The sequence below is a fragment of the Gluconobacter kondonii genome (genome assembly GCF_002723995.1).
GTDB classification, from domain to species: Bacteria; Pseudomonadota; Alphaproteobacteria; order Acetobacterales; family Acetobacteraceae; genus Gluconobacter; species Gluconobacter kondonii.
Genome location: NZ_BEWP01000001.1, coordinates 1 through 12,523, shown reverse-complemented (window position 1 = coordinate 12,523; position 12,523 = coordinate 1). Strand labels below are relative to the sequence as shown.

The 12,523-nt window shown below is 57.7% G+C and carries 10 protein-coding genes; 4 read left to right on the top strand and 6 right to left on the bottom strand.

The features are described from left to right. The first annotated feature begins 377 nt into the window (after positions 1-377). Positions 378-1,280, top strand: a complete 903-nt coding sequence (locus tag GKO01_RS00050) for a S1/P1 nuclease (RefSeq protein ID WP_174694190.1) — start codon at positions 378-380, stop codon at positions 1,278-1,280. A 24-nt stretch (positions 1,281-1,304) separates the two neighbouring features. On the opposite strand, the gene GKO01_RS00045 is transcribed toward GKO01_RS00050, so the two are convergent. Genes GKO01_RS00045 through GKO01_RS00035 form a run of 3 tightly spaced genes read right to left on the bottom strand, consistent with a single transcriptional unit; the run spans position 1,305 to position 5,568 of the window. Beyond that, positions 1,305-2,804, bottom strand: a complete 1,500-nt coding sequence (locus tag GKO01_RS00045; RefSeq protein ID WP_373319072.1) for an efflux transporter outer membrane subunit — start codon at positions 2,802-2,804, stop codon at positions 1,305-1,307. Positions 2,805-2,812: 8 nt separating this feature from the next. Then, entirely contained in the window at positions 2,813-3,889 is a 1,077-nt protein-coding gene (locus GKO01_RS00040; protein WP_099284970.1) for an HlyD family secretion protein, read from the bottom strand. Between the two features lie 14 nt (positions 3,890-3,903). Next, positions 3,904-5,568 carry an MFS transporter gene (locus GKO01_RS00035; protein WP_099284968.1) on the bottom strand — a complete coding sequence of 555 codons (1,665 nt, stop codon included), beginning with the start codon at positions 5,566-5,568 and terminating at the stop codon, positions 3,904-3,906. A gap of 170 nt (positions 5,569-5,738) precedes the next feature. Between GKO01_RS00035 and GKO01_RS00030 the strand changes: the two genes are divergently transcribed. Beyond that, the gene (locus GKO01_RS00030; protein ID WP_099284966.1) at positions 5,739-6,707 is read left to right on the top strand and encodes a LysR family transcriptional regulator; all 969 of its coding nucleotides are present in this window, start codon (positions 5,739-5,741) and stop codon (positions 6,705-6,707) included. Between the two features lie 14 nt (positions 6,708-6,721). On the opposite strand, the gene GKO01_RS00025 is transcribed toward GKO01_RS00030, so the two are convergent. Then, complete coding sequence (locus GKO01_RS00025) at positions 6,722-7,645, bottom strand: LysR family transcriptional regulator (protein ID WP_099284963.1); 924 nt, start codon at positions 7,643-7,645, stop codon at positions 6,722-6,724. 123 nt (positions 7,646-7,768) lie between these two features. On the opposite strand from GKO01_RS00025, the gene GKO01_RS00020 reads away from it, so the two are divergent. Further along, the gene (locus tag GKO01_RS00020; protein WP_099285522.1) at positions 7,769-8,359 is read left to right on the top strand and encodes an NAD(P)H-dependent oxidoreductase; all 591 of its coding nucleotides are present in this window, start codon (positions 7,769-7,771) and stop codon (positions 8,357-8,359) included. Positions 8,360-8,389: 30 nt separating this feature from the next. On the opposite strand, the gene GKO01_RS00015 is transcribed toward GKO01_RS00020, so the two are convergent. Beyond that, positions 8,390-9,547 carry an iron-containing alcohol dehydrogenase gene (locus GKO01_RS00015; protein ID WP_099284961.1) on the bottom strand — a complete coding sequence of 386 codons (1,158 nt, stop codon included), beginning with the start codon at positions 9,545-9,547 and terminating at the stop codon, positions 8,390-8,392. A 236-nt stretch (positions 9,548-9,783) separates the two neighbouring features. Between GKO01_RS00015 and amaB the strand changes: the two genes are divergently transcribed. After that, on the top strand, positions 9,784-11,322 hold the full coding sequence (gene amaB / locus GKO01_RS00010; RefSeq protein ID WP_099284958.1) for an L-piperidine-6-carboxylate dehydrogenase: 1,539 nt from the start codon (positions 9,784-9,786) through the stop codon (positions 11,320-11,322). 3 nt (positions 11,323-11,325) lie between these two features. Here amaB and GKO01_RS00005 read toward each other — a convergent pair whose 3' ends face one another. Continuing rightward, positions 11,326-12,258 (bottom strand): retroviral-like aspartic protease family protein, encoded by a 933-nt coding sequence (locus GKO01_RS00005; protein WP_167383399.1) that lies wholly within the window; start codon positions 12,256-12,258, stop codon positions 11,326-11,328. Positions 12,259-12,523 lie beyond the last annotated feature (265 nt).

The window sequence follows — 12,523 nt, the reverse complement described above, 5'->3', positions numbered from 1 at the left end:
TTGGATATCTAAGAATAAATTTTTTTGATGGTTGGAGTAAGTTATAATATTTACCGCTAAAGTTTATGCTTTAAACTCCGGGGAAATGTAGAAAATTTTCTCTAATCATCACGCATGAGAAAATAAAATGGAATGATATGAAGTAAATATAACGATCTTGAATAAAATATTGAGCGGTACAATTTGCTGCGGGAGCGAATTTTATCTCTGATTTTGAAATAAATCATTGTCGTTTAGGGATTTTTATTTGGATGTTCTCGTGTGAACGCGGGAGGCCAGAGCAAGAGATAATAGCGCGTTGGAATGCCTTGTGATGCTCCCGAAAGGATGAGAAACAGGGGAGCATCATTCTCCATCAACGGGCGGTCAGGTTTTCCATGCAGTTTCGTGTTCTCTGTGCGTCTCTGATCGGGGCAGGTATGCTTGCCTTTTCTTCCAGTGCATTTGCCTGGGGGCCTTATGGGCATGCCATCGTGGCGGATATCGCACAGGAACGCCTGACGCCGCAGGCCCAGAAGGCCGTCACAGCCCTGCTGGCGCTTGAAAACCACCAGACCCTCGATCAGGTTGCGTCCTGGCCCGATACGATCGGCCATGTTCCCAAGAAGAAGGGTGGAGCCCCTGAGACTCTGAAATGGCATTATGTCGATATTGATGTGTCCCATCCGGCCTACGATCAGGCCCGCGACTGCCCGGATCATGCCTGTGTTGTGGAAAAACTTCCCGAGGAAATCAGGGTCCTTGCCGATACGCATGCATCGCCTCAGGACCGTCTGATCGCGCTGAAATGGGTCGTTCATCTGATGGGTGACATCCACCAACCCTTGCATGCCGCTGAGCGGAACAAGGATATGGGCGGGAACGCAATTCACCTGACCTATTTCGGCAAGAACGCCAATGGTCATATGAACCTGCATTCCTTGTGGGATGAAGGGGTGATCGACCATGAAGCGGATCTGCATGTTGGCCCGTTCTACAGCATTGACCCCGCCCGTGCGAAGCAGGAAGCCGATCGCCTCGGAGCCCTGATTACGCCGGATGAGGCGCAATGCTGGGTGCAGGATCTGGCGTCTGGTGACGTTCACGACGCCACCGTCAACTGGGCCGATGAAAGCCATTCTCTAGCTCGGAGCGTGGCTTATGGTGCGCTGCCGGCGAACAAGGGCGCCGATGTAGGCAAGGCCTACACCGAACTGACATGGCCGATCATGCAACTGCGCCTTGAACAGGCGGGTGTGCGCCTGGCAGCCGTTCTCAATTCCGCCCTGAACAACGACTGAGAACGACATGACATTTGCTGGATGTCAGGATTTCTGGCTCCAGCCTCCTCCCAGGGATCGGTACAAACGGGCGACGGAGATCGAGACGTTTGCGCTGGACTCAGCCAGAGCACTTCGGCTTGCCAGGAGGGCATTCTGCGTGGTCAGGACATTGAGGAAGTCTCCTGCTCCCTGACTATATTGAAGCTGCGCGATATGGACGGCGGTCTCGTTTTCCGAGACAGTTTCTTCCAGTCGGTTTCGACGCTCCTGCGCGGCGCTCAGATCCGCCATGGAATCATCGACGTCTTCCCATGCTTTCAGAAGTGTGCGCTGTAACGCAATCGCCGCTTCTTTCTGCTGGGCGCGACGCAGATGGAGCTGTCCCGTCAAACGGCCCCCTTCGAACAGAGGCAGGGTCATGGTCGGACCGAACCCGTACTGCCGTGACGCCCATGAACCCAATCCGCTGAATTGCAACGCCTGAATATCCAGACTGCCAGACAGCGTTACGCGTGGGAAAAAATCTGCGACGGCAACACCGATACTCGCTGTTGCGGCATGGAGATGGTCTTCTGCCGCTCGCACATCGGGACGGCGCTCGGCCAGTTCGGAGGGCAAACCGACCGGAATGTCAGCAGGGACGGACGGGATGGCTTGAACAGACCCGAGCGTGTCTTTCAGCGCGCCCGGTTGCTGTGCCGTCAGGAAGCTCAGGGCATTCACGAGGTGCACTTCCTGACTTTTCAGCACAGGAAGACGCGCTTCAAAACCATGCATCTGACCGCGGGAATAGGCGACATCGAGTTTTGTCGCCGTGCCCTGCGCGAACCGAAGTTCCGTGAGTTTCACGCTATGCTTTGCGATATCAATACTCTGCTGCGTGATGCCGATCTGGGTCTGGATATTGCGCAGGCTCAGATAATCCTGCGCGGTTTCCGCCATGAGGGAGACCAGCAAGTCGCGGCGCAGTTCGTCCGTCTCATGCATGGCCGCGGTAGCTGCCTCGACCTGACGGCGCACATGCCCCCAGAAATCGACCTCCCATGACGCACTCAGCCCGTATTGCGGTAGGTTGAAAGACGGGTTGCCCTTCGCGCCATCCATAGCCGCCGGTCCAAAGCCCTGTTGGCCGCTGGCGATCTCGCCGGGCCCGGCCTGTTGCATCGTTCCCAGAAGGCCTAGAATACCGTTCGTGCTGGCGCGTTCACGGGCATAGGACGCAGCACCTTCCATATGTGGCATCTGCGCCGCACTGGCGATCCGGCGTTCAGCCTGACTTTCCGTGAAATGCAGGGCGGCTTCACGCAGATCGAGATTGTTGCGTGCTACGTCTTCCTCCAGCGCCGTCAGCGTGGGGTCATGATAGATCCGCCACCATTGTGCATCGACAATGGATGTTTCCTGCGGATGGCTGGCAGCGGGGGCTAGACTCTGATGCCAGTGCGCGGGTGCCTGCGGGTCAGGCCGATGATAGTCTGGTCCGACCGTACAGGCAGACAGCGCGGTGAGCCCCAGAAGAAAGCAGCGTGAGGGAGGAAACATGGGAGCTCTCATTTCCAGAGATACCGGGCGTCATGGGAATGGGTACCCTCGGGCGTCGAAGACGTGTCGATCCGTGCTTCGACGGACATACCGACGCGCACTTTTTCCGCCAGAGGCTGGCCGGGATCGAAGGTCAGTTTGACGGGGACGCGCTGGACCACTTTCGTGAAGTTTCCGGTTGCGTTATCGGGCTGGATCGCAGCGAAAGCTACGCCTGTGGCCGGGGCCAGACTGTCCACATGCGCCTTGAGCGGATGACCGGGGAAGGTATCAACCCAGACCGTCGCACTCTGCCCGGTCTGGACGTTCGTCAGCTGGGTTTCCTGAAAATTCGCCAGCACATAGGCCTTGCGGACCGGCACAACCGCCAGCAGCCCTGTGCCCGGATGGACATAGGCACCGACACGCACGCCGCGCTCGCCCACCACGCCGTCCACCGGCGCGGGAATGGTGCAGTAGGACAGGTTCAGTTCGGCTTGATGCTCGGCACTTTTCGCCTTCAGTAACGCACCCTGAGCCTTTTCAAGCTGCGCCTTCAGTACCGCGACCTGCTGTTCAGCCGTACTGGTTCCGGCTTTGTCACGGGCAAGGGCTGCGATCGCTTCAAGCTGCCGGGCTTCCGCGCCCTGCTGCTGTTCGATCGTGCTCGCGCCCCCTGCTGACAGATTGCGATACCGGGCCGCATTCTGCCGCGCAAAGACAAGCGCGGCCTCGTCGGACTGCACGGTATATTTCGCCGCGTCGACGATAGAACCCTGGCGGTCCAGCAGGGCCTGAAGATTGTTCACATCGCCCTGAGCCGCAGCCGTATCGCCATGGGCCGCATCCAGCGCCGCGCGGTAATCGTCGTCCTCGATATGCGCAAGTTCTTCCCCGGCATGGACGTATTCATTGTCCTCGGCCAGCACCCGGTCGATACGCCCGGAGACCTTCGGAGCCACGGTCGTGAAATCGGCCGTGACATAGGCATCGTTGGTTTCCTGACGGATACCATCGCCCACAAAGAAACGATCCGCCGTCCAGGCGAGGCCCGTCAGCAAGACGACCGCACATCCGGCCAGAAGAAGGGGTTTTCCGTAAATCATATGAGGCAGGTCCGTCAGTGCGCGGTGGCGGGAAGGGAGGAGGAAGCGGGTTCGCGGGCAGCAGCAGGCATGGCCGGAGCAGGCCCCTTGCCGGGTGGATAGACGCGTTTAGGCAGCACGGCGGTCAGCGCGACATAGGCAATGCAGAGGCACATCACGACGAAATAGATGTCCACCAGTGCCAGCGTGATCGACTGCTCGTGCAGATAGGTATGGAAGATCTGAAGCGTATTGCGCGCCACATGATCGCCGTCAGGCGAGCTGTTGCTGATGGCTCCGTGGATGGGATCACCCATGCCGGACAGCGCCGTGGCGTTATTGCCCGCCCGGTCCAGCAGCATCGTGGAATGATACTGTTCCCGACGGCGGAGCAGGATTTCAAAAATGGCGGCAGCAAACGCATTGGCCATGCCTTTGAGCATGTTGACCATGCCCGAGATGAACGGTCCGTCCGCTGGCCCCAGAGACATGGTGGCCAGCATCAGAACCGGGATCACGACCATTGGCTGACCGAGAATCTGTAGTGCCTGCAGGAGATAAAAATTATCCCGCACCCAGTCCGGCGTCAGCCAGGTTCCAAGGAACGCTGCCAGCGCCAGACACGACATGCCGAACGCCAGAACATACCGGCAGTCCACCCGTGCGGAATTGCAAAGCGCAGCCGTCAGCGGCAGCATGATGAGCTGGGGCAGGGCAACCGTCAGCGCGACCGGAGCTGCCTGAATCGGCCGGTATCCCCGCACGGCTTCCAAATATGTCATCGGGACTTCCATCATCAGACCGCAGATGACCAGCACGCCAACGAGTGTTAGAAGCGCCATCGTGATGTTCCGGTTCTTCCAGTACTGAAGCCGGAAGAACGGGCTATGATGGTGCCATTCGTGGAACAGAAACCCCACGAACAGCGCACCGCCCCAGAATGTCAGATGGGAGATGATCGGCGAGCGGAACCAGTCCAGCCGGTCCCCCTGATAAAGCACTGTCACCACACACAGGATGGATGGTACGCCAATAAAGAAGCCGCGCCAGTTGAACTTTTTGAACCGTTCGAGATGCACCGGATCGCGCGGCAGTCCGTAGGCCATCATGGCGATGGCGATGATGCTGAAGGGAATGACCTCCCAGTACAGCCAGCGCCAGCCCACATGCTCGAACCACATTGCCTCAAGCGGTCCACCCAGATTGGGGCCGAAGGTGGCGCTCATCGCATAGCCGCCAATGCCGAACACCTTGATGGGCGGCGGCAGGTATTTCAGCATGACCGTCATCAGGACGGGTGGCAGACAGCCTGCACTCAGACCCTGAGCTGCGCGAAGAAAGCACAGCGAGATCATGTCCGGCATGAAGGGCAGGGGGATCGACAGCATGGCGAGCACGGCCGTCATGAAGATCGAAAACCGGTAGATTGAAAACGTCATATAGAACCAGGGCGTGAACGCCATGGCGGCAATGTTGAAGGCCTCATAGATCGAGGTGAACCACGTTCCCTCATCGTGCCCGATATGCATTGCGCCGCGGATATCGGCGAGGCCGATTTCGGTAATGTGTTCGTTGAACCCGGCGACATGCACGGCCAGCAGCATCCCAAGGCAGCCGACAATGGTCCGCGTGCCGAAAGGGGGAATGTAAGACGGTTGCGCGGGCGGCGCACCCGCCAAGGGCGAGGCTGCTGGTTGCATTGTGGGGTCTCTTTCGTTGCCCCCCAGCCATTATCCAGAGCGGACAGGTCCGAAAACCCACGTTTGCAGCAGGTGACGTTTCCACTTTTTGGAAGGGTTATGAAAAACCCTTCCATTTCAGGCTAAAAACACGAAAATATACTGGAAAGCCTTAGGAAACGGAGAGAGCGATGGCCAAACGAGCTGACAGTCACAGACGCTACGATCTCGATCTGCTGCGCTATCTTCAGGTTCTTGTGGAAGAAGAAAGCGTCTCGCAGGCAGCGCGCCGGCTGAAAGTGAGCGATGCCGCCATGAGCCGCCATCTCGCAACACTACGCACAGTGTTCGGAGATCCTATTCTGGTTCTGTCCGGGCGCCGAATGATGGCCACAGCCTTCGCCAGCCGCATTCGCGATCGGGTCCAGAATATCGTGCGCGAGGCCGATGCGCTGGTGAATGACAGCGAAACGCTCAATCTGCGCCATCTCTCGCCCCGCTTTACGATCCGCGCCAATGATCTTGTCGTCAGTGCGTTCGGGCATGTCATCCTGATGGCCCTCAAGCAGGAATGTCCAAATTGCAGCGTTGTGTTCGCTCCCGAAACGGAGGAGCCAGCCAGTGAGGCCCTGCGCAGCAGCCAGATTGATCTCTATGTTGGCGCTACGGACGATCTGCGCCCTGAAATCATGCGTCAGACCCTCTTCCTGACGTCGTTTCGTGCCATGGTGCGCGAAGGGCACCCTATTTTTGCGCAAGGCATCACACCACAAACGCTGGTGGAATATGATCACATCAGCGTCTCGCGGAAAGGTCGCCTTTACGGCCCGATAGATACTGTTCTTCAAGAGCGTTACGGTCTGACCCGGCCCATCGCCATGGTCGTGCCGACTTACCATTCCATGATCGAGACCATGCGGGAGACGGATATGATCCTTCCGTTGCCCGATATCGTGATCGACCGTCTTCCACTTTCAAAGATCCAGCTTGAGGCTTTCGACTTCCCGTTCGATCTTCCTCCCGTCACGTCTTTTCAGGCCTGGCATCCGCGCGTGGACTCAGATGGCGTTCATCGCTGGCTGCGTGATACGGTGTTTCAGGTTATCCGGCGCGAACTCGTCCGTTTCAGAAGTGCGCCATCACGCCTGTCTGAACCATGATCCTAGAATTTGCTTCATGGATTTTCACAAGATATTGCCGGTTTGAGTTTTATCTGAAGACGTGGAACCACAAAGTCCAGAAAAGCCCGGATGCGCTGCGGGATCTGTTTTCCGCCCTGATAAAGCGCGTGGATGGCTTCTTCGTCCCGCGTACCACGATCTGCCAGAACCTCCACCAGTCTCCCTGTGTTCAGGTCGTCGCGCACATGATATTCCGCCAGCCGTGCCAGCCCAGCGCCCCGGATCGCCGCGCGTCGGACAGTCTCACCATTATTGGCGAGCAGCGGCCCTCGAATAATCCGATCGACGACCCGTCCGCGCTCCTGCAATGGCCAGACCGGAGCCGCGCGCTGGAAATTAAAACCCAGACACCGATGACGCTCCAGATCGTCCACGCTCTCAGGCCGTCCGAAGCGTTCCAGATACTCCGGCGCACCGACGATCAGCCGCGGTACGGTTCCCAGATGTCGGGCCATCAGGCTGGAATCCTGAAGTTTTCCTACTCGAAACGCAACATCCGTCCGGTCCAGATACAGGTCTGCCATCTCGTCAGACAGTGACAGATCCACGACGATATCCGGATATGTTGCCCAGAATTCTGGCAACACTGGTTCCAGTACTAAAGCCCCGAACGCTACGGACGCGCTGATCCGTATGATCCCTGTCAACTGGACGGTTTTTCTGGATAAACACCCTTCCATATCTTCAAGCTCGGCAATCAAAGCCTGAGCCCGTTCGTAATAGGTAAGACCCTCGGGCGTGATGGAAAGTTTTCGGGTCGAGCGATCCACGAGCTTAACCCCGAGGCGGTTCTCCACGCGCCCGATCAGCTTGCTGATTGTGGATGGCGTCATCATGGAGCGGCGGGCCGCTTCGGAAAAACTACCGCTCTCCACAATCAGAAGGAAGACTTTCATCTCGCCAAAACGGTTATCCATTTTCTACCCGACCTGTGAAACTGCTTCACAGATTTTGTGGAGATCGTGGCGATTATCAAGTGGGGTTCAGGAGTTCATGATGGCCCGACAGCTCCGATCTGGGGCAATAATGGATATGCAATCATGACAAAAATTCTTCTTCTGAATGGCGGCAAGGTCTTCGCTCATTCTCACGGTCGTCTGAACGATACGCTTCAGGCCTTTGCCGCCGACATCCTGTCCAAAAGCGGGCACGAAATCCGCCAGACAAAAATCGATGACGGATACGATGTGGAGCAGGAAGTCGGGAACTTCTTGTGGGCTGATCTGATTATCTATCAGTGCCCCGGCTGGTGGATGGGCGTGCCCTGGATCGTCAAGAAATACATGGACGAAATCATGACGGCTGGTCATGGGAAGCTGTATGCCAATGATGGTCGCAGCCGTGCGCATCCGGAGCGTAAATATGGCTCAGGTGGTCTGGTACAGGGCAAGCATTACATGCTGTCAGCCACATGGAACGCTCCAGAAGACGCGTTTACGGACCCGGTTCAGTTCTTCGAAGGACGCGGCGTGGACGGGGTTTATTTCCCGTTTCACAAGGCTCATGAATTTCTGGGAATGTCCGCGCTTCCGACGTTTCTGGCGACGGATGTGATGAAGGCACCAAATGTGGATGCGACGCTCGCGGCCTATCACCAGCATCTGAAAGACGTGATCGGGACGGCGTTTTGAAAGGAGGGGCGGCCTGAGCCGCCCCCTGCCTTACAGGCTCAGCTCAAGCACCCGTCGGCTGACATCCAGAGTGACTTCAGACTGTTCCCCTAGTGCAGTCATGCCATGGGCATCGAGCTGTGCGACCAGTGGATCAATGCCCTCTTCGCCGATTTCGTAAGCGGAGAGGTGGGTCGGAATGTCGAGACTTTCGAAGAATTTCTCCGTCTGTACGATGGCGGCTTCGATCCGCTCGTCTTCCGTGCCTTCATGCAGGTTCCAGACACGAGCCGCATATTGCAGGAGTTTGCCGCGCTTGGCGTCTTTGCGGACACGCAGCATGGACGGCAGAACGATGGCCAGCGTCCGGGCATGGTCGATATCGTAACGCGCCGTCAGTTCGTGGCCGATGCTGTGCGTGGACCAGTCCTGCGGCATACCGACGCCGATGATGCCGTTGAGCGCCAGTGTTGCGATCCACATGAAATTGGCGCGGAGCGTGTAATTTTCGGGTTCTGCAACGACTTTCGGCCCGATTTCGATCAGGCTGAGCAGAAGCCCCTCGGCAAAGCGGTCCTGAGCCAGACCGTCCGCCGGATAGGTCAGATACTGTTCCATGATGTGGACGAAGGAATCCACAACGCCATTTGCAATCTGCCGGACGGGCAGGGAATAGGTGCGGGTCGGGTCCAGAACCGAAAAGCGCGGAAAGACGTGTGGGCTGCCGAAAGCCAGTTTCTCGCGCGTGGCATGCCGGGTGATGACGCTGAAGCTGTTCATTTCCGAACCGGTCGCAGGCAGTGTCAGGACCGTTCCCAGCGGCATCGCAGCTTTGACGTTCGCGCCATGCGTCGTCAGGATGCTCCACGGATCACCTTCGAAATCCACGGCTGCGGCCACGAACTTGGTGCCGTCAATGACGGAGCCGCCGCCTACGGCCAGCAGGAAGTCCAGTTTCTCGTTCCGGATCAGCTCGACCGCTTTCATCAGAGTTTCGAAGGTCGGATTGGCTTCGATGCCACCGAATTCCCGGGTGAAGCGGCCATCCAGCGCCTCGCGTACGGCCGGAAGTGTGCCGTTGCGCTCCGCACTTGCACCGCCAAACAGGATCAAGACGCGGGCGTCGGCCGGGATCTGATCTGCCAGCTTCGGGATCGTGTTCTCGCCAAAAATGATGCGTGTGGGATTGTAGAACTCAAAATTCTGCATGGGTTCTGCCTTCAGAGGGGGTGTTTCTGATTGCACCGTTATCACCGTAGCCGTTGCGGCTTGAGTAGAGTGACGGCAAGGCTGTGCCTGAGATGATCCTACAGGTTTTCTGCGTTCTGACCCAGAGCGGAAAATATGCGGCTGTCCCATGAGGCTGTCTTCGGGATCATCTTGACGTCGGGGTCGTAACGGTTTGTGAATGGGATCACTGCTATGCAACCCAGACAGGAAGAACAATGGCTGCCTCTCTCCGCTCCGAAGTCACAATGCTGCTCGACAGCCTTGGCGTGTCGGCTGATCTCTACTCGGGCGGCACTCTGGCCGTCACATCGCCGCTGACGGGCGAGCGGATTGCTGAAGTTGTGGAAATCAGCGCGGACGATGCGAAAGCGACGATCGGCCGGGCAGCAGAGGCGTTCAAGGTCTGGCGCAGGGTTCCGGCACCGCGTCGTGGCGAACTGGTCCGCCTGCTGGGCGAGGAATTGCGGGCGAACAAGGACGCGCTCGGTCGGTTGGTGACGCTGGAAGTCGGGAAAGTCCCGTCCGAAGGTCTGGGCGAAGTGCAGGAAATGATCGACATCTGCGATTTCGCAGTCGGTCTGTCCCGCCAGCTTTACGGTTTGACGATCCCCTCCGAACGACCGGACCATCGCCTGACGGAACAGTGGCATCCCGTTGGGCCGGTTGGCATTATCTCGGCGTTCAACTTCCCGGTCGCAGTCTGGTCGTGGAATGCCGCTCTGGCGCTGGTCTGCGGTGACAGCGTGATCTGGAAGCCTTCGGAAAAGACGCCGCTGACCGCGCTCGCCACGCAGGCTTTGTTCCTGAAGGCAGCAGCACGCTTTGGAAACGATGCGCCAGCCGCACTCAGCACATTGCTGGTTGGCGGACGCGATATTGGCGAACTGATGGTGGAAGACCGCCGCGTACCGGTCATTTCCGCAACCGGTTCGACCCGAATGGGACGCGACGTGGGTGAGCGTGTGGCACGTCGTTTCGGTCGTTCCATTTTGGAGCTCGGCGGCAACAATGCGTCCATTGTCACGCCTTCGGCCGATCTGGATCTGACGCTGCGGGCTGTTGCGTTCGGCGCGATGGGAACTGCCGGGCAGCGCTGCACGACATTGCGGCGTCTGTTCGTCCATTCCAGCGTCTATGACGCGCTCGTGCCCAAACTGGTGAATGTCTACAGAAGCATTTCGGTTGGTAATCCGATCGAAGGAGCGGCGCTTGTCGGCCCTCTGATTGACGCGGCGTCCTTTGGAATGATGCAGGACAGTCTCAAGGCTGCGGCGGATGCGGGCGGTACGGTTCATGGCGGAACCCGCGTCGATGTGAACGGGGAGGCATCATTTTATGCGCGCCCGGCACTGGTCGAAATGCCGTCTCAGGTGGGGCCGGTTCTGGAAGAGACGTTCGCGCCGATCCTGTATGTGATGAAATACGACACGCTGGATGAGGCGATTGCGCTTCAGAACGACGTGGTGCAGGGGCTGTCGTCTTCGATCTTTGCGACCGATATCCGGGAAGTGGAGCAGTTCCTCTCTGCGCGGGGGGCGGATTGTGGCATTGCGAACGTGAATATGGGGCCGTCCGGTGCAGAAATTGGCGGGGCGTTCGGCGGTGAAAAGGAGACCGGCGGTGGCCGTGAGTCCGGTTCGGATTCATGGAAGGCCTATATGCGTCGCCAGACCAACGCCATCAATTATGGGCGCACCCTGCCGCTGGCGCAGGGTGTGACGTTTGACGTGGACGGCGGTTCGGCAGAAGCCTGACCCTCAGGGCTTTCCGGCGGGGAGAGGTGGGGTCTGCCTTTCCTCGCTGGCATGGGTGATACTGAGCCGGTCATGGGTCGGCGACCAAGGGAGGGCCTTTTCCTCCACATGGCCGGGCGGCGGAACGTAGTCCTCCAGCCAGAGTTTACCGGCCATGGGATTGATCAGGACGTTGAAGTGCTTGAGGACGTCCATCCCAAGAATATTGAACTCTGCATCGGGGACGACATCCAGCGTGATGTCATGCAGCGTGTGTGAGCCGATTTGCAGCGTGCTGAAATGATGCCTGTGCCCCAGCAGGACGTCGCCAGCGCCGACCCGGATTTCGTCGTCTTGTTTGAGGATGTGGCGTGAAATCCCCATCTTCCGCGCTACCCATTGCTGGATAATGGAGCGGTTGGCGCTGGTATTGATCTGCATGTCCACCTTATGACCATCCAGCAGAGCCGTCACCTGATTGAGTTGCGGGGATTCATCATCAAGAGATGTCAGAGGAATGACTGGCCCGGTATTTTTCAGAAGGGTTCCGATATCAGGGCAATCCGCAGCGGTATCGTATGTAAAAATGCCGATTTTCTGCGAATATCTGTCGATAAGCAGATGGTATTGTCCAAGAATGTCCCATCCGAGATCCATCATCAGAAGGAGGCCATCCGGCGTTTTTGGGGGCCGCTCATTGACTAGCAGGGCTGTCATGTCTTTGAGCACGGATTGACCGATCTGGAGGCTTTCGATCGTGGTGGAATAGTTTCCGCCCGTTCCAGTGACCGACATGGTTCTGATGGGATCAAGACGGTAAAAATCAAACCCTTTTGCATCCCAGACGCTGGTCCGCGTTGTGAATGTCGAGAAGAAAGAGCCGACATCATGGCCGTTGATTTGGACATGAATAACGGGAGCGCCAGCCGGATTAAGGAAGGGGAGGACCTCGCTCATGGTGACGCAGTCATGGATGTTTCGCGCGTGTACGGGAGAACAAAGCAGGCAAGTAGCTGCCACGAATGCGGGAATATTGCGCCACAAGGTCAGTCTACCCATCACTGATCCTTGCTGAGTGGTCAGGGAGTCCTGAACGGATATTGTCGTGTTTCGTCATAAAACCCAAATGGTTTTATGCGATCAGTTCGTTCAGGATTACCTTGTAAAAGCTCTGACGAAGGCGTTTTGCTGTTTGACTTCGACGGGGAGCCTTGTGTCGGTG

Excerpts from the sequence above, each read along its gene's own strand:
- GKO01_RS00050 (WP_174694190.1), top strand. The coding sequence starts at position 378 with ATGCAGTTTCGTGTTCTCTGTGCGTCTCTGATCGGGGCAGGTATGCTT.
- GKO01_RS00045 (WP_373319072.1), bottom strand. The coding sequence starts at position 2,804 with ATGTTTCCTCCCTCACGCTGCTTTCTTCTGGGGCTCACCGCGCTGTCT.
- GKO01_RS00040 (WP_099284970.1), bottom strand. The coding sequence starts at position 3,889 with ATGATTTACGGAAAACCCCTTCTTCTGGCCGGATGTGCGGTCGTCTTG.
- GKO01_RS00035 (WP_099284968.1), bottom strand. The coding sequence starts at position 5,568 with ATGCAACCAGCAGCCTCGCCCTTGGCGGGTGCGCCGCCCGCGCAACCG.
- GKO01_RS00030 (WP_099284966.1), top strand. The coding sequence starts at position 5,739 with ATGGCCAAACGAGCTGACAGTCACAGACGCTACGATCTCGATCTGCTG.
- GKO01_RS00025 (WP_099284963.1), bottom strand. The coding sequence starts at position 7,645 with ATGGATAACCGTTTTGGCGAGATGAAAGTCTTCCTTCTGATTGTGGAG.
- GKO01_RS00020 (WP_099285522.1), top strand. The coding sequence starts at position 7,769 with ATGACAAAAATTCTTCTTCTGAATGGCGGCAAGGTCTTCGCTCATTCT.
- GKO01_RS00015 (WP_099284961.1), bottom strand. The coding sequence starts at position 9,547 with ATGCAGAATTTTGAGTTCTACAATCCCACACGCATCATTTTTGGCGAG.
- amaB (WP_099284958.1), top strand. The coding sequence starts at position 9,784 with ATGGCTGCCTCTCTCCGCTCCGAAGTCACAATGCTGCTCGACAGCCTT.
- GKO01_RS00005 (WP_167383399.1), bottom strand. The coding sequence starts at position 12,258 with ATGAGCGAGGTCCTCCCCTTCCTTAATCCGGCTGGCGCTCCCGTTATT.